Annotated in this window: 19 protein-coding genes; 9 read left to right on the top strand and 10 right to left on the bottom strand. The window is 51.9% G+C overall.

What is annotated here, in order from left to right; all coding sequences use genetic code 11:
- Positions 1-96: 96 nt before the first annotated feature.
- From QUF14_RS02785 to glsA, 3 genes are all read right to left on the bottom strand, one after another.
- On the bottom strand, positions 97-1,452 hold the full coding sequence (locus QUF14_RS02785) for a TolC family outer membrane protein (protein WP_100733865.1): 1,356 nt from the start codon (positions 1,450-1,452) through the stop codon (positions 97-99).
- A 337-nt stretch (positions 1,453-1,789) separates the two neighbouring features.
- Complete coding sequence (locus tag QUF14_RS02780; protein WP_000982159.1) at positions 1,790-3,082, bottom strand: APC family permease; 1,293 nt, start codon at positions 3,080-3,082, stop codon at positions 1,790-1,792.
- A 2-nt stretch (positions 3,083-3,084) separates the two neighbouring features.
- Complete coding sequence (gene glsA / locus QUF14_RS02775; protein ID WP_000883053.1) at positions 3,085-4,017, bottom strand: glutaminase A; 933 nt, start codon at positions 4,015-4,017, stop codon at positions 3,085-3,087.
- 261 nt (positions 4,018-4,278) lie between these two features.
- Between glsA and copA the strand changes: the two genes are divergently transcribed.
- The 6 genes from copA (at position 4,279) to QUF14_RS02745 (ending at position 10,014) form a co-directional block, all read left to right on the top strand.
- Positions 4,279-6,783 (top strand): copper-exporting P-type ATPase CopA, encoded by a 2,505-nt coding sequence (copA, locus tag QUF14_RS02770; RefSeq protein WP_000083932.1) that lies wholly within the window; start codon positions 4,279-4,281, stop codon positions 6,781-6,783.
- Between the two features lie 428 nt (positions 6,784-7,211).
- A complete protein-coding gene (locus QUF14_RS02765) occupies positions 7,212-8,006 on the top strand; it encodes a TraB/GumN family protein (protein WP_000365144.1) in 795 nt (264 codons plus the stop codon).
- 203 nt (positions 8,007-8,209) lie between these two features.
- On the top strand, positions 8,210-8,689 hold the full coding sequence (ybaK, locus tag QUF14_RS02760; protein WP_000186628.1) for a Cys-tRNA(Pro)/Cys-tRNA(Cys) deacylase YbaK: 480 nt from the start codon (positions 8,210-8,212) through the stop codon (positions 8,687-8,689).
- A gap of 167 nt (positions 8,690-8,856) precedes the next feature.
- Entirely contained in the window at positions 8,857-9,513 is a 657-nt protein-coding gene (locus QUF14_RS02755) for a DUF6896 domain-containing protein (RefSeq protein ID WP_249822554.1), read from the top strand.
- Positions 9,510-9,683 carry a hypothetical protein gene (locus QUF14_RS02750; protein WP_237710171.1) on the top strand — a complete coding sequence of 58 codons (174 nt, stop codon included), beginning with the start codon at positions 9,510-9,512 and terminating at the stop codon, positions 9,681-9,683. Before QUF14_RS02755 ends, QUF14_RS02750 begins: the two co-directional genes overlap by 4 nt.
- On the top strand, positions 9,649-10,014 hold the full coding sequence (locus tag QUF14_RS02745) for a hypothetical protein (RefSeq protein ID WP_000232352.1): 366 nt from the start codon (positions 9,649-9,651) through the stop codon (positions 10,012-10,014). The genes QUF14_RS02750 and QUF14_RS02745 overlap by 35 nt, the downstream gene beginning before the upstream one ends.
- 37 nt (positions 10,015-10,051) lie before the next feature.
- Here QUF14_RS02745 and ushA read toward each other — a convergent pair whose 3' ends face one another.
- Entirely contained in the window at positions 10,052-11,704 is a 1,653-nt protein-coding gene (ushA, locus tag QUF14_RS02740; protein ID WP_000771785.1) for a bifunctional UDP-sugar hydrolase/5'-nucleotidase, read from the bottom strand.
- 217 nt (positions 11,705-11,921) lie between these two features.
- Here ushA and fsr point away from each other — a divergent pair, with 217 nt between their 5' ends.
- Together fsr and ybaL are read left to right on the top strand one after the other, a co-directional pair.
- Positions 11,922-13,142 carry a fosmidomycin MFS transporter gene (fsr, locus tag QUF14_RS02735; RefSeq protein WP_001251637.1) on the top strand — a complete coding sequence of 407 codons (1,221 nt, stop codon included), beginning with the start codon at positions 11,922-11,924 and terminating at the stop codon, positions 13,140-13,142.
- 237 nt (positions 13,143-13,379) lie between these two features.
- Positions 13,380-15,056, top strand: a complete 1,677-nt coding sequence (gene ybaL / locus QUF14_RS02730) for a YbaL family putative K(+) efflux transporter (protein WP_000546224.1) — start codon at positions 13,380-13,382, stop codon at positions 15,054-15,056.
- A gap of 208 nt (positions 15,057-15,264) precedes the next feature.
- On the opposite strand, the gene gsk is transcribed toward ybaL, so the two are convergent.
- Positions 15,265-16,569, bottom strand: a complete 1,305-nt coding sequence (gene gsk / locus QUF14_RS02725) for an inosine/guanosine kinase (protein WP_000671574.1) — start codon at positions 16,567-16,569, stop codon at positions 15,265-15,267.
- 151 nt (positions 16,570-16,720) lie between these two features.
- On the opposite strand from gsk, the gene aes reads away from it, so the two are divergent.
- On the top strand, positions 16,721-17,680 hold the full coding sequence (aes, locus tag QUF14_RS02720; RefSeq protein WP_000801818.1) for an acetyl esterase: 960 nt from the start codon (positions 16,721-16,723) through the stop codon (positions 17,678-17,680).
- Here the strand turns inward: aes and hemH are convergent.
- From hemH to QUF14_RS02695, 5 genes are all read right to left on the bottom strand, one after another.
- On the bottom strand, positions 17,677-18,639 hold the full coding sequence (gene hemH / locus QUF14_RS02715; protein WP_001250122.1) for a ferrochelatase: 963 nt from the start codon (positions 18,637-18,639) through the stop codon (positions 17,677-17,679). The genes aes and hemH overlap by 4 nt on opposite strands.
- 131 nt (positions 18,640-18,770) lie before the next feature.
- Complete coding sequence (gene adk, locus QUF14_RS02710; RefSeq protein ID WP_001220233.1) at positions 18,771-19,415, bottom strand: adenylate kinase; 645 nt, start codon at positions 19,413-19,415, stop codon at positions 18,771-18,773.
- A gap of 180 nt (positions 19,416-19,595) precedes the next feature.
- Positions 19,596-21,470, bottom strand: coding sequence for a molecular chaperone HtpG (htpG, locus tag QUF14_RS02705; protein WP_000678201.1), 1,875 nt, complete (start codon positions 21,468-21,470; stop codon positions 19,596-19,598).
- Between the two features lie 109 nt (positions 21,471-21,579).
- The gene (recR, locus tag QUF14_RS02700; RefSeq protein WP_001195025.1) at positions 21,580-22,185 is read right to left on the bottom strand and encodes a recombination mediator RecR; all 606 of its coding nucleotides are present in this window, start codon (positions 22,183-22,185) and stop codon (positions 21,580-21,582) included.
- Positions 22,185-22,514 carry a YbaB/EbfC family nucleoid-associated protein gene (locus tag QUF14_RS02695; protein WP_000467098.1) on the bottom strand — a complete coding sequence of 110 codons (330 nt, stop codon included), beginning with the start codon at positions 22,512-22,514 and terminating at the stop codon, positions 22,185-22,187. Before QUF14_RS02695 ends, recR begins: the two co-directional genes overlap by 1 nt.
- Positions 22,515-22,557: the final 43 nt, after the last annotated feature.

Raw genomic sequence — 22,557 nt, 5'->3', positions numbered from 1 at the left:
GATAAATGGCGCACATCCTTAGCGAGTCCATTTATCTAAATAAGACAAAGGTAATCACTCAACAACGATGCATACCTGATATTAATAATGGCAGGATTATTTCAAGTCGGGTAAGTCGTTGTATAAGCCCTGCTTAATTCCCGCTAATGGAATAAGGTTATTCACCGCAGCGGCATAATTCACTGCGGCAACCCAGCCATCATAATTGGCATTTATTTCAGCTGATTGCGCCTGAAAGACATCTTGCTCGACGGTTAAGAGATCGTTCAGGCTGCGTTTACCCAATTTATATTCATTTTGGTACACATCTCGCGTTCTGTGCGCACTTTCGGATTGTGCTAAACCGGCTTCTTCGCGACCCCGTGCGCCGGTCCAGTTCGCATATGCCACAGACGCTCGTTGCAGCACATCCAGTTTTGCCTGTTCGACCTGCGAGGCAGAGATTTTTTGTTGCCCTTCAGCCTGTTGCACCTGGGCTGAAACTGCGCCGCCCTGATACAGCGGCGCGTTAACGTTCAGTTGTAACTGGTCGTCCCAATACGAGCGGTCGCTGGTCTGGTAGCGCGTTTTGCCCCCCTGAATACTCAGCGTTGGCCAGTATTGCGCTTTCGTTTTTTCCACACCGTACTGTGCTGACTGGCGTAAGTTTTCTGCCGCCAGCACCAGTGGGATGGACTGGTAATCAATATTTTTCAGCGATACCGGCTGCTCGGCTAATTCAGCAGGTGGCGCGGCTATCGCCTCCGGCTGTACGCCAGTAAGCACCGCCAGTTGCGCTTTGGCGCTCGCCATCTGCGCTTGATATTGCTCCAGGGTTGAGCGCATTCCGGCAATACGCGTCTGGGCCTGTAATTCATCCGACGATGAGTTCAGGCCAGCGTTAGCGCGCAGCGCCGCCATGTTGTAGACGTTTTCCAGCGAGTGGATATTGCGTTGAGCCGCATCGCACAACGCCTGATAACGACTGACCTCCATATAGGCAGTCGCCGTTTTTTCGGCAACATCGGTTAAAGTTGCCATCAATTTAAAGCGGTAGCTGTCACGAGCGGCGGTTTGCAGTTTGATATCGTTATCTGTTTTACCGAAGTCATACACCAGCTGTGTCAGGGTTATGCCATACGAAACGTTGTTATCAAGCCTGCCGCTGGAGTCCGTTTGCCGTGACGGCCCCGCGTTGCTGGTTAATCCAACGTGTGGATACCAGGCACTTTTGGCTTCATCAATTTGCGCTTCGCCAATACCTATCTGCGCCGCCTGTTGAGTGACGTCGGGATTTCGCGCAAAGGCGCGTAATATACTTTCCTGTAAAGATAATCGAGCAATTGGCGTTACCGCAGGGGCGTTCGCCCATTGTGGCAGCGGTGCAGCAATTGCTGCTTTTCCCATTACCATAAAACTTATTAAAAAAATAAGTCCATTATTTTTACGGTTTTTAAACTGGAATCGCGCCATAGATAAGTCACTTCCTTCCAGGTCATTATTTTAACTGGTTTTTATAACCAGTCTCATTTTATTAAGAAGGGTAATAACTTGTGCACCTCTTTTGTCGAACATTGAGATTGGAAAAGAAATGCAGTTAAAAAGCTTATACGTTATTTATTTAGAATACACTACGACTTTTAGATTACCATCATACGCATTAAGAATAATCCACAGCAATAAGTGATTAGCATCACAGATTTATCGCGTATATATCATTTTTTTGTGACTTATTTATTAAAGGAATAAGAAAGGAAATTTGAATTAAAGACAAAGGCGCAGTACAGAAAGTACTGCGCCCAGAGAGGTTTTATACGGCTTTATTGCGCTTCATGACCATTGCCACAATAAGGCTGAGTAAGAGTGCGCCAATAATCCATATCAACGCACGGCTGCCCTGGGACCACAGGCTGTAGATAAAGCCAACGATCACCAACAACATAACCAACGTACCAACGATAAGAATCGGCAACGAGGCGTGAATATCATGACGCAGGCGGATCGCCACCACAAACACCGCCAGATAGCAGATCAAAAAGGTGGCGCTGGCAACGCTGGCGAGTGAGCCTAAATTCAGCGCCGCCGTCATCAGCATAATCAACACCACGACGATGATGTTACCCCAGGTACTCTGCCGCCACAGAGGTTTATTCATTAGCTTCGGCAGTTCGCGTTCGCTTCCCATGTTGTCCATGATGTTAAACACGGCGAACAGGTTCGCGTTTATGGCTGAAGCCGTCGCCAGTAAAGCGCCGATGACGACGATCACATAACCCACATGCCCGAGCAGCGGAGAAGCTGCCTGCGCTACGGCGGTATCGGCATATTTTTCTAACTCTAATGCCGATACATCGCTAAGCAGTACCAGCGCCAGCGAGATATAAAGCAACGTGGTAACGCCAATCGCCACCAGAAACGCCCGTGGCATAATGACCGCCGGATCTTTCACTTTATCCGCCGCGTTCGCCATCATGCCAAAGCCCGCATAGGCAAGGAAGGTTATCCCGATACAGGAGAAGAACGCACCGGAGCTGGGAGGCGCAGAGACGGAAATATGCGCCGGTTGTAGCGACCAGACACCGGCAATAATCAGCAATAACAGGATCATCATTTTAATGCCGACGAGGATCACTTCCAGCCGTCCTACCGCATGGTTGCTTAAGGAGTTGAATAGCGTCATCACCGCAATGATCCCCAACGCGTAGAGCAGAATAAGGTGCTCCTCCTGGCTGCCTTCATGCAAAAACTGCACGGCATAAGCGCCAAAAGCACGGGCGACCATGGCGATGCTTACCGCCAGCGTCAACAGGTACAGTAACGAGAGCGCCAGCGAAAAGACGCCGTTGCCTAATCCGCGACGAAAGAAGTCGATAATACCGCCATTGCTGGGATAGCTCGCCCCCAGACGCGCATAGGCATAACCAGAAAACATCGCCACAATACCACCAAAAGCAAAGGCGACCCAGGTCGAGGCTTCCATTAGCAACGCAGCCTGCCCCAGCAGCGCGAAGATCCCCGCCCCCACCATTGCCCCAATGCCAATGGAAACGACGTTCCATAGACCGAGGGGTTTGTTACCGTTATTACCTTCCGTGTTCATCATGATCAGCCCTTAAACACGTTATAGCCGAGTTGCTTAGCGACCGATGCCACCATTTTTTGACCGCGAACACTATTGCCTTCTTCGTCCAGCGGTGGTGAGAACGCGGCAATTCCCATCACACCAGGAACGACCGCCAGAATACCGCCACCTACACCGCTTTTGCCCGGTAAACCAACGCGATATGCCCAGTCACCGGAGCGACCATACAGCCCTTCCATCATCATTTCGGCCAGAATGTACGGCACATTGTCGGCCTGAAGAACGCGTTTATGCGTCAGCGGATTCACTCCGCCCGCCGCCAGCGTCGCGCCAAGCGTTGCCAGTTCAATAGTATTGATGAGCGTGGAGCACTGACGGGTGTACACGTCACAGGCTTCCATTGCATCACAATAGAGATATCCGGCGGAGTACAGCAGCCAGGCAATGGCCCGGTTATGGAAGTTGGTTGTTTGTTCCGACTGGTTGACTTCATCAGAGAGCGCTACCTGCTCACCAGCCAGTTGTTGTTGGATATGTAAAATTCGCTGCCAGCGTTGTTCGGCATTTTCAGCGTTAATCAGGCTGGTGGTGGCAATAGCGCCAGCATTTACCAGTGGCGAAAGCGGTTTGCCGCCATGCAACTCTAAGGCGATAACCGAGTTAAAGGGCAATCCGGTCGGGTCAGCGCCAATTTTGTCCTGTACCGCCTGCGGGCCGACATCTTCTAACGCGAGGGCTAACGTACAGACTTTTGAGATGGATTCCAGCGCAAAGCGGTAATCACTGTCACCCGCGCTAAAGACTTTACCATCGCAGGTCACGATAGCCACTGCCGCCAGTTGACTGGGCACATTCGCCAGAAAGGGAATGTAATCGGCATTTTGTCCGCCGTTAAGTGAGTGAAATTGGGTGTAAGCCTGATCCACTGCCTGCTGTAATGTGTTTGCATCTAACATCTTTTGTTAACTCCTTTTTATAGATGCGGGAGGGGATTCCTCACCCCGGTGCCGATTTTCAGGCATCCTGATTTAACTTAGCACCCGCGACTTAACTACAGGAAAACAAAGAGATAAATATCTAATCCTGATGCAAATTGAGCCGATTTTTTAATCTTTACGGACTTTTACCCGCCTGGTTTATTAATTTCTTGACCTTCCCCTTGCTGGAAGGTTTAACCTTTAACACAGTCAGTCAACACTGTCTTAAAGGAGTACGTTATGTCACAAACTATCGACCTGACCCTGGACGGCCTGTCCTGCGGTCACTGCGTTAAACGCGTGAAAGAAAGTCTCGAACAGCGCCCGGATGTTGAGCAGGCGGATGTGTCTATCACTGAAGCGCACGTTACCGGTACTGCCAGTGCAGAACAGCTGATCGAAACCATCAAACAAGCGGGTTATGACGCATCTGTAAGCCACCCAAAGGCTAAACCGCTGGCGGAGTCATCAATCCCGTCGGAAGCACTGACAGCGGTTTCTGAGGCGCTTCCGGCAGCAAACGCCGATGACGATGACAGTCAGCAGTTGCTGCTGAGCGGCATGAGCTGCGCCAGCTGTGTTACCCGCGTACAAAATGCGCTGCAAAGCGTACCGGGCGTCACTCAGGCACGGGTAAACCTGGCGGAGCGTACTGCGCTGGTGATGGGCAGTGCCTCCCCACAAGATTTAGTGCAGGCGGTGGAAAAAGCGGGCTACGGCGCGGAAGCGATTGAAGATGACGCTAAACGCCGCGAGCGCCAGCAGGAAACCGCCGTCGCTACCATGAAGCGCTTCCGCTGGCAGGCAATTGTCGCTCTGGCGGTAGGTATCCCGGTGATGGTCTGGGGGATGATCGGCGATAACATGATGGTCACCGCCGACAACCGCAGTCTGTGGTTAGTTATCGGCCTGATAACGCTGGCGGTAATGGTTTTCGCCGGCGGGCATTTTTACCGTAGCGCATGGAAAAGCCTGCTGAACGGTGCGGCGACAATGGATACGCTGGTGGCGCTGGGTACTGGCGTGGCGTGGCTCTATTCAATGAGCGTCAACCTGTGGCCGCAGTGGTTCCCGATGGAAGCGCGACATCTTTATTACGAAGCCAGTGCGATGATTATCGGTCTGATTAATCTCGGTCATATGCTGGAAGCGCGCGCACGTCAGCGTTCTTCAAAGGCGCTGGAAAAGTTACTCGATTTAACCCCGCCGACGGCGCGCCTGGTCACTGACGAAGGTGAAAAAAGCGTGCCGCTGGCAGATGTTCAGCCTGGTATGTTACTACGCCTGACGACCGGCGATCGCGTACCGGTAGATGGTGAAATTACCCAGGGCGAAGCGTGGCTGGATGAAGCAATGCTGACGGGCGAACCTATCCCACAGCAAAAAGGCGAAGGCGATAGCGTTCATGCAGGTACCGTGGTGCAGGACGGTAGCGTGCTGTTTCGTGCCAGTGCGGTTGGCAGCCATACTACGCTGTCACGGATCATTCGTATGGTGCGCCAGGCCCAGAGCAGTAAACCGGAAATCGGCCAGTTGGCGGATAAAATCTCTGCCGTATTTGTGCCGGTAGTGGTGGTGATTGCGCTGGTCAGTGCGGCAATCTGGTACTTCTTTGGTCCGGCACCGCAAATTGTTTATACCCTGGTGATTGCCACCACGGTACTGATTATCGCCTGCCCGTGTGCGCTGGGGCTGGCAACGCCAATGTCGATTATTTCCGGCGTCGGGCGTGCGGCTGAATTTGGTGTGCTGGTGCGGGACGCCGACGCGCTGCAGCGCGCCAGTACGCTCGATACCGTAGTGTTCGATAAAACTGGGACACTGACGGAAGGGAAGCCGCAGGTTGTCGCAGTGAAAACATTTGCTGATGTTGACGAAGCGCAGGCGCTGCGTCTGGCGGCGGCACTGGAACAAGGTTCCAGCCATCCGCTGGCACGAGCGATCCTCGATAAAGCAGGCGATATGCAACTGCCGCAGGTCAACAGCTTCCGTACATTGCGTGGGCTGGGCGTGAGCGGTGAAGCAGAAGGTCATGCGTTATTGCTGGGTAATCAGGCGTTGTTAAATGACCAGCAAGTCGATACTAAAGCGATTGAAGCAGATATTTCAGCTCAGGCATCGCAAGGGGCAACGCCTGTGCTGCTGGCGATTGACGGGAAAGCGGTGGCCCTGCTGGCGGTGCGCGATCCGTTGCGTAACGATAGCGTGGCGGCACTGCAACGTCTGCATAAAGCGGGATATCGTCTGGTGATGCTAACCGGGGATAACCCGACCACCGCCAATGCGATCGCCAAAGAAGCAGGGATTGATGAGGTGATAGCCGGGGTGCTGCCAGACGGTAAAGCCGAAGCGATCAAACGTCTGCAAAGTGAAGGACGTCAGGTGGCAATGGTGGGTGACGGCATTAACGACGCGCCAGCACTGGCCCAGGCGGATGTCGGTATTGCGATGGGGGGCGGCAGCGATGTTGCCATTGAAACCGCGGCGATTACCCTGATGCGCCATAGCCTGATGGGTGTTGCGGATGCGCTCGCAATTTCCCGCGCAACGCTGCGCAACATGAAGCAGAACCTGCTCGGTGCGTTTATCTACAACAGCATTGGTATTCCGGTCGCCGCCGGTATTTTGTGGCCGTTCACTGGAACGCTGCTTAACCCGGTAGTAGCCGGGGCAGCAATGGCACTCTCGTCGATTACCGTAGTGAGTAACGCCAACCGGTTGCTGCGGTTTAAACCGAAAGAGTGATTGGTATTTACTTAATGCGTTTGTGAGATCCAGTTCTTGTTGCGCTCCTTTTATGAGTCATGCCATATAAAGTGACTGGCGCAAGGAGCGCGCAGGGGGCGGCCAATCGCCGCCGCCCCCTGCACCCCCGGGCTCTGGCGAACAAAATCGCCGCTGCGCGGTACCCTCGGCTTATCCCTTGCGGCTACCGGGTCGGGCGCGAGGTAACATCCCTGTAAAACGCGCCCTCAGCCCACATCCATGTGGGCTGCCCCGGCCTTCAGGGAACGCCTCGGCGATTTTGACGCCACCAACACCCGTGCAGTCTTTCGTTTCAAAGCAAAAACAATTTTTCGATCATATTTAAGCTACCACTGAACAAGCCTCATAACTCCATTTGCGCCATCCCTCACCGCGCGCTAGCATGATATTTCACAAAGGGAGGTCGTATGGATCTGTTGTACCGGGTAAAAACGCTTTGGGCCGCGCTGCGCGGCAATCATTACACCTGGCCTGCTATCGATATCTCTCTTCCCGACCATCGCCATTTTCATCTGATCGGCAGTATTCATATGGGTAGCCACGATATGGCTCCCCTGCCCACCCGTTTGCTCAAAAAGCTCAAAAACGCCGATGCGCTGATCGTCGAGGCGGATGTTTCTACCAGCGATACGCCTTTTGCCAATTTGCCTGCCTGCGAGGCGCTGGAAGAGCGCATTAGCGAGGAGCAACTCCAAAACCTGCAGCACATTAGCCAGGAGATGGGCATTTCTCCGTCGCTCTTTTCTACCCAACCACTATGGCAAATCGCGATGGTTCTTCAGGCAACGCAAGCGCAAAAACTGGGGCTGCGGGCAGAATATGGTATCGATTACCAGCTATTGCAGGTGGCGAAGCAACAACATAAACCCGTGATTGAACTGGAAGGGGCAGAAAACCAGATTGCCATGTTGCTCCAGCTCCCTGACAAAGGACTGGCGCTGCTGGACGATACGCTGACCCACTGGCACACCAACGCTCGTTTGCTGCAACAAATGATGAGTTGGTGGCTGAATGCACCACCGCAAAATAATGAAATAACGCTGCCTAATACGTTCAGTCAGTCGCTGTACGATGTGTTGATGCATCAGCGAAATCTCGCCTGGCGGGACAAATTACGCGCTATGCCGCCGGGACGCTATGTGGTCGCGGTCGGTGCACTACACCTGTATGGAGAAGGGAATTTGCCACAAATGTTGCGCTAAAAAAATGGCCAATATCGCTATTGGCCCGTCAAAGAGGAATTTCATTTTTTTATTATTATGCCGTCACTTTAAGCGACGGTGTAACTCGATTGTCGCTCAATCTCACCATCCTGCCAATACTCTTAGGCAAGATGACTCTTTTTTTTGGACCGCCATCAGGCGTATGCTTGCTTCGTTTTTTTGTTTAAGGCAGGAAAATTACCATGACACCCGCAGTTAAATTACTCGAAAAAAACAAGATTTCGTTTCAAATCCATACCTACGAGCACGATCCGGCTGAAACCAATTTTGGCGATGAAGTCGTCAAAAAATTAGGTTTGAATCCGGATCAGGTCTACAAAACGCTGCTGGTCGCAGTGAACGGTGATATGAAACATCTGGCAGTGGCCGTTACGCCGGTCGCCGGTCAACTGGATCTTAAAAAAGTAGCAAAGGCGTTGGGTGCCAAGAAAGTTGAGATGGCCGATCCGATGGTTGCGCAGCGTTCGACGGGGTATCTGGTTGGGGGGATTAGCCCACTGGGGCAGAAAAAACGCCTGCCGACGATTATCGACGCCCCCGCGCAAGAGTTTGCCACTATTTTTGTTTCTGGCGGCAAGCGCGGGCTGGACATCGAACTGGCGGCAAGCGACCTGGCGAAGATCCTCGATGCCAAATTTGCTGATATCGCCCGCCGCGATTAAGTGATGCACACGGAAGATGAGATGTGGAAAGGATTACAGAGACATTAAGTATCGCTTGTGCAGATGAGATACCGGATATCGCCTTACTTCGGCAAACATCGAGAGAGAAGGTATTACATCTGCATTTTGCCAGCGAAGCAGAGAGGTATCGTGAGGAATTCGGGCTGGTGCTGAAAGCACAGCTCGATGAATTTGTTGTTGGCATGCATTCTGCCGACCCGGTTATCAGGATCGCCAGATTAATATCGCTTGAAGAGATTAACCGCCATCAGGATTTTTTCGAACACTGCGCGAAAGAATATCGTAAGCTGGCGACAGAGCTTATATTTGCATTGGCTGAACAACTGAATGTTGAGATGGCGGAAAATAACCCGCTAGTTACCTTTGCCCCCTTCAAATGCAACCGTAAGCGAAAAGGCAAAATGGGAAAGTGGCAGTATTGTTTTCACGGTTTTCATTGTGCATTTGAGAATAAAAAAACAGAGCAAAATATTGAAGTTCCCCTCGCCTACGGCTTTGATTTCGGCGATCTGGACCCGTATTTTTTTTCCGGATTTATCAAATCGACCCCCGCCTGGCAGCCTCTGCCAGTGGCTATTTACGATGATTACCACGACGGTAGCAGGATCATTCAACAACTGCTGGCGCTGGGAAAGTTACAAAAAATCCCTTCACCGATCCCACAATACACGGGGGTTGCTGCGGTAGATCGGTCCAATGTCGACATCGCAAATTTTCGCTCAACACTGGAGAGTCGCCTGCACCGATGTAAATTACGCTGGCTTTTGAAGCGTGTAAAAAATTCACAAAGGAGCGAAAGATGAAATTTGACCATCTTGTTGATGTTAGCTTCCACAATTTTGTCTTTAACGGAAAATTCGATTTTGTCGAACCGGGGCAAACAATGGCATGGCTGGAACAAAACTTTGTTGAGCCGGACTCTAAAAATGATATGGGAAATGGTTTTTTATATCTGGCTATTTGGCAATGTTGAGTTTCATTTCGAAAACAACAAGCTATATATGATTTGGTGCGATTATCTGAGCCAAATCCATTTGGGCAAAGCGATCCGATTTGATAAAGGAATATTGAATAACGTCGCTGAGTTGAACGTTACGCGTGTATTTAACATGCTTGTTAACGAAGGCGCTGATCTGCAAATCCACCGTCAATCGCCCCATACACTATTAATCCACGTCAATCGCTCAGGCGTGACACTTTGGTTTGAAGCAGATGAAGAACAGTCTGGTGAACCGCAGAATTATATGCTGATGGCATTTGGTTTGACACATCGCGATTACGATGCAAGATTTCAATATTCATAAATGGCGGCGTCATATCATGACGCCGCGACAGGGTTCATTACTGCCAGCTCACCTCACCTTTCGGTTCATAGACACTCACATCCAGCGGCGAGTTTTTCTGGATATACGCTTTCAGCACTTCAGCATCAATAAAGCCGGTATTCACATAGCCCGGTTTGTTATCCAGACGCGGATAGCCATCACCGCCAGTGGCATTGAAGTTTAATGTCGCCATACGGTAAGTTTTCGCCGGATCGACCGGTTCGCCTTTGATTTTCAGGTCGTTCAGTTTGCCGTCTTTCGCCACAAAGCTAACGTTGGCAAATTGCGGATAGGCACCAGAATCAGGCTTCATTTGTGCGACGGCGGTCAGGTAATCAATCACCTCTTTACCGGTCATGTCGGCATACACCACCACATTGCCGAACGGCTGCACTTTCAGCACATTTTTATAGCTGATATCACCTGCTTCGATAGAATCACGAATTCCGCCTCCGCTCATCACCGCAAAGTCGGCACCAGTGCGATCCATTTGTGCTGCCAGAATCAACCGCCCCATATTAGTCTGTACAAAACGCACTTTGCTGCGGTCGCCTTCCAGACGACCATTGGTTTCGCCTATTTTCACTTCCAGCTGCGCTTTGCCTTTGTTCTGGAACGGTGATAACAGCGAAATCATTTGCTGGTTTTCGGCGATTTCAGGGGTGTAAAGCACACGCTCGCTTTTCCCGTCTTCCCAGGTCACTTTCTTCTTCAGGTTTACCGGAATCAACTGGTAGTTGACCATTTTCATTTCGCCGTTGCGAAACTCAAAGTCGGCCCGACCAACGTACTTGCCCCACTCATGCGCCTGTACAATCCAGATGCCATTTTGTTGATCCGGTTTGCATGGCGTACCAGGAACGTAATCGACCTGTTTTTTATTTTCTGCCGCCATACAGACTGGATCTTGCGAGTGACCTCCGACGATCATCGCCAGCGATCCGGCAGGCAGCGCGCGTGCCATCTCCACATCGCCCGGTGCATTAGAGCCGTGCTCACCGTTGTCGTAATGCCCCATATGGGTCGCCGCGATAATAATGTCTGGCTTTTCTGTCTGTTGCAGCTCCTGAATCACCAGCTTCGCTTCATCAGCGGGCTTACGAAATTCGATATCAGTGAAATATTCCGGATTACCAATTTTGGCTGTGTCATCGGTTGTCAGCCCAATAACGGCAATTTTCAGATCCTGACGCTTAAACAGCGCCCATGGTTTAAACAGGCGCTCACCAGTGCTTTTTTGGTAGATATTGGCGGAAAGCAACGGGAACTTAGCCCACTTTTCCTGCTGGCGTAATACGGTCAGCGGGTTATCAAATTCATGATTACCGATTGCCATCGCATCATAGCCCACCAGATTCATACCGCGAAAATCAGGTTCGGCATCCTGTAAGTCGGACTCGGGCACGCCAGTATTAATGTCGCCACCGGAAAGTAGCAGCACGCTACCGCCTTCAGCCGCAACCTCTTTGCGGATACCATCCACCAGCGTTTTTTGCGCCGCCAGACCATATTCGCCATATTCATTGCGCCAAAAATGCCCATGATGATCATTGGTATGCAGAACTGTAACTTTGTAGGTTTTATCCTGCTCATACGCCAGAGCAGTTTCACTCGCCAGTGTAAATGTGGTTAACAGTGCTAACGCCACGCCCCGCTGCAATAATTTCATACTTCTCTCCCTGATCAGATTTCAACGTGTTGAAAAATAGTATGACGCGACATCATAGACAAGTCTGCGTCCGGTGAAGATAAATCTGCATCCAGATTAGAAATTCTGTATTCAGCGTTGAGACTTCCTTCAGGCGGCGCATACAGGTATGTTAGTCGGGTAATAATCACAAATAAGATCATTCTTTACATCGCAACCCTGAAAAAGTGACTTTCCTATGGCAATGAGTGAACAAACCCAGCCAGTGGCTGGCGCTGCTGCGTCAACGACCAAGGCCCGAACATCGTTTGGTATTTTAGGTGCTATCAGCCTCTCACATCTGCTGAACGACATGATCCAATCGCTGATTCTGGCGATTTATCCCCTGCTTCAGTCAGAATTTTCTCTGACATTTATGCAAATTGGCATGATAACCCTCACCTTCCAGCTCGCCTCTTCACTATTGCAACCGGTGGTCGGCTACTGGACGGATAAATATCCGATGCCGTGGTCGTTGCCGATTGGCATGTGCTTTACCTTAAGCGGTCTGGTGCTGCTGGCGCTGGCGGGCAGTTTTGGCGCAGTTCTGCTGGCGGCGGCGTTGGTCGGCACTGGTTCGTCGGTCTTTCATCCGGAATCCTCACGCGTGGCCCGAATGGCGTCTGGTGGCCGTCATGGTCTGGCGCAATCTATCTTCCAGGTCGGCGGAAACTTTGGCAGTTCACTTGGTCCCTTGCTGGCGGCGGTAATTATCGCACCTTATGGCAAAGGTAACGTGGCGTGGTTTGTACTTGCAGCACTGCTGGCAATCGTGGTGTTGGCGCAAATCAGCCGTTGGTACTCTGCACAGCACCGAATGAATAAGGGCAAACCCAAAGCAACGATTATCAATCCACTGCCGCGCAACAAAGTGGTACTGGCGGTCAGCATTCTGTTAATCCTGATTTTCTCGAAATATTTCTATATGGCGAGCATCAGCAGCTATTACACCTTTTATCTGATGCAAAAATTCGGATTATCTATCCAGAATGCCCAACTTCATCTGTTTGCCTTCTTGTTTGCCGTTGCGGCAGGTACGGTGATTGGCGGGCCTGTGGGGGATAAAATTGGGCGGAAATATGTGATTTGGGGCTCTATCCTCGGCGTTGCGCCGTTTACGCTGATTTTACCCTACGCCACCCTGCACTGGACGGGGGTTTTGACGGTGATTATTGGATTTATCCTCGCTTCGGCGTTCTCTGCCATTCTGGTCTACGCTCAGGAGTTACTTCCAGGACGTATCGGTATGGTTTCTGGACTCTTTTTCGGTTTTGCTTTCGGCATGGGAGGTCTGGGAGCGGCAGTTCTGGGGCTTATCGCCGACCACACCAGCATTGAGTTAGTCTATAAAATCTGTGCTTTCCTGCCACTATTGGGGATGCTAACCATATTCCTGCCTGATAACCGGCCTAAAGACTGATTTCATCGCAGCCAAAGGCAAACTTTGGCTGCATCGTTTTACAGTCGCCATAAGCCTTTCCTCTGTTAAACCGCCTTCTGTTTTCCGATCCGTGCTTTTTTTGCCGCTAATTCCATTTTTCTGCAAAATTCAACAATTATTCATAAACATCATCAATGAAATTGTCATAAACTATTACCTGTAATTTTGGTTTTCCCGGCCAAAAATGGACAATAACCACCAGGAAAAGGAGACGGAATGCATCACGCCACCCCGCTTATCACCACCATTGTTGGCGGCCTTGTGCTCGCCTTTATCCTCGGCATGCTGGCCAATAAACTACGCATTTCTCCTCTGGTGGGATATCTGTTAGCGGGTGTGCTGGCGGGACCATTCACTCCTGGCTTTGTTGCCGATACCAAGCTCGCGCCGGAACTGGCGGAGCTGGGCGTTATTCTGCTGATGTTCGGCGTCGGTTTGCACTTTTCGCTGAAGGATTTGATGGCGGTAAAGGCCATCGCCATTCCCGGCGCGATCGCCCAGATAGCCGTGGCGACGCTGCTGGGTATGGCGCTCTCCGCCGTGCTGGGCTGGTCGTTAATGACTGGTATCGTGTTCGGCTTATGTCTTTCCACCGCCAGTACCGTGGTGTTACTGCGCGCACTTGAAGAACGGCAATTAATAGACAGCCAGCGTGGGCAAATCGCCATCGGTTGGTTGATTGTGGAAGACCTGGTCATGGTTCTGACGCTGGTGTTGCTGCCCGCAGTGGCAGGAATGATGGAACAGGGCGATGTGGGCTTTGCCACTCTTGCAGTCGATATGGGGATCACCATCGGCAAGGTGATCGCATTTATCGCCATTATGATGCTGGTAGGTCGCCGTCTGGTGCCGTGGATTATGGCACGCAGCGCGGCAACCGGTTCCCGCGAGCTGTTTACCCTGTCGGTGCTGGCGCTGGCGTTAGGGATTGCCTTTGGTGCGGTGGAGCTGTTTGATGTCTCCTTTGCACTCGGTGCGTTCTTTGCCGGGATGGTACTGAACGAGTCTGAACTGAGTCACCGTGCTGCCCACGATACGCTGCCATTGCGCGACGCGTTTGCGGTGCTGTTTTTTGTCTCCGTCGGAATGCTGTTTGATCCGTTAATTCTGATTCAGCAACCACTGGCGGTGCTAGCGACGCTGGCGATTATTCTGTTTGGTAAGTCATTAGCCGCGTTTTTCCTGGTGCGACTGTTTGGTCACTCTCAACGTACGGCATTAACTATCGCCGCCAGCCTGGCGCAAATTGGTGAGTTCGCTTTTATCCTGGCGGGGCTGGGGATGGCGCTGGATCTGCTGCCGCAGGCCGGGCAGAACCTGGTGCTGGCAGGGGCAATTCTGTCGATTATGCTTAACCCGGTGCTGTTCGCGCTGCTGGAGAAATATCTGGCGAAGACCGAAACGCTGGAAGAGCAGACGCTGGAAGAAGCTATCGAAGAGGAGAAGCAGATTCCGGTGGATATCTGCAACCATGCGCTGCTGGTAGGTTATGGTCGTGTGGGTAGCCTGCTGGGGGAGAAATTGCTCGCGTCTGATATTCCTTTAGTGGTGATTGAGACGTCACGTACTCGCGTCGATGAACTGCGCGAGCGCGGGGTCCGGGCGGTATTGGGCAACGCGGCGAATGAAGAAATTATGCAACTAGCGCATCTGGAATGCGCAAAATGGCTGATCCTGACGATTCCTAATGGTTACGAAGCAGGCGAGATTGTGGCGTCTGCTCGCGCGAAAAACCCGGATATTGAGATTATCGCCCGCGCCCATTATGACGACGAGGTAGCATATATTACCGAGCGCGGGGCGAATCAGGTGGTAATGGGCGAGCGTGAAATCGCCCGCACTATGCTGGAACTGCTGGAAACGCCACCGGCGGGTGAAGTGGTGACGGGGTAAGACATTGATTCCATTGCCGGATGCGATGCTGGCGCATCTTATCCGGCCTACAGGTGCCACCTTCCGAAGGTCGGATAAGGCGTTTATGCCGCATCCGACTGTCATTGCCGGATGCGATGTTGACACATCTTATCCAGCCTACAGGTGCCATCTTTCGTAGGTCGGATAAGGCGTTTATGCCGCATCCGACTGTCATCAGTCCGATAACTTAACGATCCCAGTAAGACTCTTCCAGACTGTCTTCACGCTCCGGTAAGCCGCGCGTTAAACGAGGTGAATGCTGGTTCAGTACCTGATAGCTCACACGGTTAGCATATTTACACACCTGCGCTAATGACGAATACGTTAACCAGGTGAATTTATGTTTGCTGGAGTTTGGTACGTTGCTACGGTGGTAGCTGTTGGCGGTAATGTCATGCAGCAATGCTGCCAGTGCGCCATCCCCCGCTCCGTTAGTGTTCATGATTTTTTCCGGCCCGCCCATGTACGGCGCAATGTGCGAATAGACACGCAACGGATTCTGACAATCCTTGTGGCGCATGGCGCGGCTAAACTCATACTGGTTAAATTCCGCGATAGCGCCCGGCAGCAGCGGATGCTGGGTTTTGCGTTTCGCTTCGTCTTCGGTAAAGCCCGCCATATACAAGCCGATTGGTCCGGCGGTACACAGCACCAGATCAACCCAGTCCAGCGCCTTGTCAGATGCCAACAACGGATCGCTTTCTCCGGTCAACGCTTCGGCCTCATCTTCGTTCATCGCAAGGATAGAGACGTGATCTTTGAGGAATTGCTGCCACCACTGCGGATTCTCGGCAATGACAAACTTGGTGCCCAGCGTCAGCACCACCGGTACGTTATATTTCTTCGCGTACTCAATGGCTTTCATGGTTGCTTCCGGCATGGGTTCACCCGGCTTGCAACGCACCAGATAAGAAGTGAGAACCAGCGCCGAGGCTCCGGCAATCACATCTTCCGGAATACTTTCAGCCCGCAGCTGGTTCATGTGGCCAGGGCTGATAGCAAAGGTACGTTCCCCGGACTCGCCAATCAGCGTAAAGCAACGACCAATCGGGCCATCCACGCCTTGTAGATAGTTAAGATCGGTACGGCTGGAGGTGTTACATAGGTAACGATAGGCATAGCTGCCAATTTCAATATTGCTGCACATGACGCCCAGCAGCACCGAACGGTCGTCCGCGAGCACCGAGTAGTTGTGCATGGTGTTACCAATAGTGCCACCCGCAAATTGATGGGTAATCAGGTTTTTCTGTTTCAGCTCCTGATAAAGTGCTTCGGCAACATCATCCTCAATCACCAGTGAATGCCCGGCGCTTAATCCATAACGCTCAATGAACTCATCATCCACTTTCGCTTCAATATCGACCAGCGTTTGATCGATACCCACTACCCAGGCAGCGCTGGTTTCGTTTTCTGGCTGGAATTGCTGAAGCAGCGGATCTCGTGCGTTTACGGGAAAATAATGTTTGGATTTACGTTTGCCGGGAAATTTCATGGTTGTTTTTACGGGTGGTTAACTGAGCGGCGAATGTTAACACAATCTGACGGGAGCGCGCGAGACGCAGCCAGTTTCAATATCAGCAGGCGGGATCGCATTTTCATGGCAGTGGTTCCTTACAATGACGTAATTTGAAAGGAGTTTTTGCATGAAGCCGGAAAACAAATTACCCGTTCTGGACCTTATTTCTGCTGAAATGAAGACCGTTGTGAATACTCTTCAGCCGGATTTACCGCCCTGGCCCGCAACGGGAACGATTGCAGAGCAACGTCAGTATTACACGCTTGAACGCCGATTCTGGAATGCTGGCGCTCCAGAAATGGCAACCAGCGCTTACATGGTTCCCACACCTTATGGTCAGGTCGAGACTCGCCTCTACTCACCCAAAAGTCACAGCCCGGCGACACTATTTTATCTGCATGGTGGTGGTTTTATTCTCGGCAATCTTGATACCCACGATCGGATTATGCGACTGCTGGCAAATTACACCCAATGTACAGTGGTTGGTATTGCTTACACTCTTTCGCCGGAAGCACGTTTTCCGCAGGCAATAGAGGAAATTGTGGCTGCCTGTTGCCACTTCCACCAGCAGGCAGAGGATTATCAAATCATTATGTCCCGCATTGGTTTTGCCGGTGATTCCGCAGGTGCCATGCTGGCGCTCGCCAGTGCGTTATGGTTACGTGATAAACAGATAGATTGCGGTGAAGTTGCGGGCGTTTTGCTGTGGTATGGGCTTTACGGATTACGGGATTCCGTGACTCGTCGTCTGTTGGGCGGTGTCTGGGATGGCTTAACGCAACAGGATTTACAGATGTATGAAGAGGCGTATTTAAGCCACGACGCTGACCGCGAGTCGCCGTATTACTGCCTGTTTAATAATGATCTCACTCGCGAAGTTCCGCCCTGTTTTATTGCCGGGGCGGAGTTCGATCCGCTGCTGGATGACAGCCGTCTGCTTTACCAGACGTTAGCGGCGCATCAGCAGCCCTGTGAGTTCAAACTCTACCCAGGCACGCTGCACGCCTTTTTGCATTATTCACGGATGATGAAAACCGCCGATGATGCTCTTCGCGACGGCGCTCAGTTCTTTACCGCTCAGCTTTAGCGATACGCAGCAACAAGATTAGCCATCATTTCGATATGTTCCGGTGTGGCATTAAGCGCCGGAATATATTCGTATTTTTTCCCGCCCGCACCGAGGAAGACCTCACGGTTTTGCTCGGCAATCTCTTCCAGCGTCTCCAGACAATCTGCAGCAAAGCCCGGGCACATCACCTGAATATGACCTACGCCTTTTTCTCCGAGCATTTTCAGCGTTTCGTCGGTATAAGGCATCAGCCAGGGTTCCCGCCCAAAGCGCGACTGAAAGGTCATCATCACTTTTTCCGGTGCCATCCCCAGTACGGAAGCCAGTTCTCGAGTCGTTGTGCGACAACGTTGCGGGTAATCATCGCCTTCATCGGCATAACGCTGGGGAATACCGTGATAAGAGAGCAGCAGTAGATCCGGTTCGCCATGTTTGGCAAAAGAAGCACGTACGCTGTTCGCCAGTGCATTAATGTAATCGTGGTTATCGGCGTAATCACGAATAAACGATATCCCCGGAATGCTACGTTTGCGCGCCAGAATGCGTGCCAGTTCATCCCATACCGCACCGACCGTTGAACAGGAGTATTGCGGATAAAGCGGCAGCACCACAATATGATCTACATGCTCTGCCAGGAGTTCATCTACGGCGCTTTCCAGTGATGGCGAGCCGTAGCTCATTCCCAGCACTACGGGCGTCTCCGGTAAACGTTGTGCCAGCGCCTGCTGTTGCTGGCGGCTGTAAACCATCAGTGGCGAGCCACCTTCCATCCAGACAGAGGCATACAACTTCGCCACACGCGGCGAGCGCAGCGGCAAAATCACGCCGCGCAGCAACGGCCACCACAACAGCCGTGAGGTATCAACCACGCGTCTGTCGCTTAAAAATTGTTTCAGGTAGCGTTTTACCGCTTCAGGAGTGGGGGCATCGGGTGTACCCAGGTTTGCCAGCAGAATACCGGTTTTAGTTTGACGCATTACCGCCTCTTATCGATTCAACTTGTTGATAATTGTAGCGGAAAAGTGAAGAAGAAGAACTAATTGCTGTGAGAGGTTTCGCCTGAGGAGAATGAGCAGACCTGCCCGAAAGCAGATCTGCTGCGGCTTGATTAGCCGAGGATTTTTTCCAGATCAGCGCGAACTTCAGCAACCGGTTTGGTGCCGTCAACTTTCGCGTATTTGGTGTTACCCGCTTCCGCTTCTTTGGAGTAGTAGCCGATCAGCGGCGCAGTCATCTGATGGTATTCAACCAGACGTTTACGCACGGTTTCTTCCTGATCGTCTTTACGGGTAGTCAGTTCTTCACCGGTAACGTCGTCTTTGCCTTCTACTTTCGGCGGATTGAATTTAACGTGATATACACGACCAGACGGCGCGTGAACGCGGCGGCCTACGATACGGTCAACAATCAGTTCGTCCGGTACGTCGAATTCCAGAACGTAATCAACGTTGATGCCCGCTTCTTTCATCGCGTCTGCCTGCGGAATGGTACGCGGGAAGCCATCCAACAGGAAACCATTACGGCAGTCTTCCTGAGCAATACGCTCTTTAACCAGCGCGATCACCAGCTCGTCGGTAACCAATTTGCCAGCATCCATAATGTCTTTTGCTTGTTTACCCAGCTCGGAGCCAGATTTGACCGCAGCACGCAGCATATCGCCAGTGGAGATTTGCGGAATACCATATTTCTCCATGATGAACTGAGCCTGAGTCCCTTTCCCCGCGCCCGGAGCGCCAAGCAGAATGATACGCATTGCGAAAATCCCCTTAAAATGTGTCGAATTTTTTGAAAAAGCGATAAACGATACCACCATCAGGCGATTGCCTCAAGAAAGGTACCTGAGGCTGAAACGGTTAATGGAGAGATAATTTGCGGAAAGTACAGATGATGAAAAGAAAAATGCCGGATGACACGAGGGTCATCCGGCATTACATCAGGAAACCAGCAGCTGGTTCATACGACGAATAAACAGGTTCGGATCTTCCAGCGTACCGCGCTCTGCCAGCAGCGCCTGATCCAGCAGCAGTTCTACCCACTCGCTGAACTTCGCTTCATCTTCAGTATCTGCCGCACGTTTCACCAGTACGTGATCCGGGTTCAGTTCGAAGATGTATTTCACTTCTGGTACTTTCTGGCCCGCCGCAGCGAACAGTTTCGCCATCTGGGTGCTCATTTCGTCCGCGTCGGTCGAAACGATCGCTGGCGTATCGGTCAGACGGTGAGTCAGACGGACATCTTTCACGCGCTCGCCGAGCAGGGCTTTCACACGGTCGATGAACGGAGTCAGTGCTTTCTCCGCTTCTTTCGCGCTCTCATCAACTTCGTCAGCCAGTTTTTCCAGCGACTCGTCAACTTTAGACACAGACTGGAACGGTTTACCGTCGAACTCAGTCAGATAGTTCATCATCCACTCATCAATGCGGTCGGAAAGCAGCAGAACTTCGATGCCTTTCTTACGCAGCAGCTCCAGGTGCGGGCTGCTCTTCGCTGCCGCGTAGCTGTCTGCGGTGATGTAGTAGATTTTCTCCTGCCCTTCTTTCATGCGGGAAACGTAGTCTTCCAGAGACACGGTCTGCGCAGAAGAGTCGGTATGTGTAGAAGCAAACCGCAGCAGTTTGGCGATCGCTTCCTGGTTAGCGAAATCTTCCGCCGGACCTTCTTTCAGCACCAGGCCAAACTGTTGCCAGAAGGTCTGATATTTTTCCGCGTCGTCTTTCGCCAGTTTTTCCAGCATTTGCAGCACACGCTTAGTCAGCGCATTGCGCAGGTTGCGCGTTACTGTGCTGTCCTGGAGGATTTCACGGGAAACATTCAGCGGCAGATCGCTGGAGTCAATCAGACCACGCACGAAGCGCAGATAGTTCGGCATGAACTGTTCTGCGTCGTCCATGATGAACACACGCTGGACGTACAGTTTCAGGCCGTGCTTATGATCGCGGTTCCACATATCCCACGGTGCCTGCGACGGGATGTACAGCAGGCTGGTGTACTCCTGCTTACCTTCGACACGGTTGTGGCTCCAGGTCAGCGGATCGTTAAAGTCGTGAGCGATGTGTTTGTAGAACTCTTTGTACTCTTCATCGGTAATTTCCGACTTGTTACGGGTCCACAGCGCCTGCGCTTTGTTGATTTTCTCCCAGGAGATAACGGTTTCGCCGTCTTTCTCTTCGCGTTTTTCGATCTCTACCGGCAGCGCGATATGGTCGGAGTATTTGCTGATGATGGAACGCACACGCCAGTCATCGAGGAACTCGTCTTCGCCTTCACGCAGATGCAGGGTGATTTCAGTACCACGATCTTCTTTGGTGATGTCGGCAACGGTATATTCACCTTCGCCAGCCGATTCCCAGAAGACGCCGTTTTCTGGTTTTTCGCCTGCCGCGCGAGTACGCACGGTCACTTTGTCGGCCACGATAAACGCAGAGTAGAAACCAACACCAAACTGACCGATCAGTTGGCTGTCTTTCGCCTGGTCAGAACCCAGGGATTCGAGGAATGATTTGGTGCCGGATTTAGCGATAGTCCCCAGATGGTCAATCACTTCGTCGCGGGTCATCCCCACGCCGTTATCGGAGATGGTCAGCGTACGCTTGTCTTTATCGAAAGAGACACGAACGCGCAGTTCGCCATCACCTTCGTACAGGTCCGGGTTAGAGAGCGCGCGGAAACGCAGCTTGTCCGCCGCATCGGAGGCGTTAGAGATAAGCTCACGCAGGAAGATTTCTTTATTGGAATAGAGAGAATGGATCATCAGGTGCAGAAGCTGTTTCACTTCTGACTGAAAACCACGAGTTTCTTGTCCTTTCATGTAGGTCTACCTCAATAATGCCATTTTAAGGTTAAAAACAGGATGAGGGAGAGATGGGGACAAGGGAGAATAATTTCAAGCGAGAGCAGGTGATCCTGCTCTCGTTTGCTTAAAAACGAATCTTATGACGCCCGGCAAGGGAGTGTGACAGCGTGGTGCCATCGACCATTTCCAGCTCGCCGCCAACCGGTACGCCATGAGCGATTCGGCTGGCTTCCACGTCATATTGCGCGCAAAGCTCGGCAATGTAGTTAGCGGTAGCTTCACCTTCAACCGTGGGGTTGGTGGCGAGGATCACTTCAGTGATTTTTTCCTCTGCCAGACGCTGTTCCAGACGATCAAGGCCGATATCATCCGGACCGATGCCGTCCAGCGGTGACAGATGCCCCATCAACACAAAATAACGACCTGAAAACTGCCCCGTCTGCTCAATGGCGTAAATGTCCGCCGGACTCTCCACCACGCAGATTTGACCGTTTTCCTGACGACGCGGATTCGAACAGATGTTACAGACTTCCTGTTCGGTGAAAGTGCGGCAATCGGCGCAGTGGCCGATTTCCGACATCGCCCGGGTGAGCGCCTGCGCCAGACGCATCCCGCCGCTACGATCGCGCTGAAGCAGCGTGAACGCCATACGCTGCGCCGACTTCGGGCCAACGCCCGGCAGACAGCGCAGTGCTTCCATAAGCTGTGTTAACAGCGGGCTGGTTTGCATCAGAACGGCATCTTAAAGCCAGGCGGCAGCTGCATTCCGGAGGATACAGAGGCCATTTTTTCTTTCTGCGTTTCTTCGATACGACGTGCCGCGTCGTTGAATGCTGCAGCCACCAGGTCTTCCAGCATCTCTTTGTCGTCTTCCAGCAGGCTCGGGTCGATCTCTACGCGACGGCAGTTGTGTGCACCGTTGATGGTCACTTTTACCAGACCTGCGCCAGATTCGCCGGTCACTTCCAGCTGCGCGATCTCTTCCTGCATTTTCTGCATTTTTTCTTGCATCTGCTGGGCTTGCTTCATCAGGTTACCCAGACCGCCTTTACCAAACATAGGTTTCTCTCTCAATCACGTTAAGGATGACGAACGTAAGCTG

This window comes from Escherichia sp. HH091_1A, from assembly GCF_030295175.1.
GTDB classification, from domain to species: Bacteria; Pseudomonadota; Gammaproteobacteria; order Enterobacterales; family Enterobacteriaceae; genus Escherichia; species Escherichia coli_F.
This window is presented reverse-complemented; position numbering and strand designations above follow the sequence as displayed.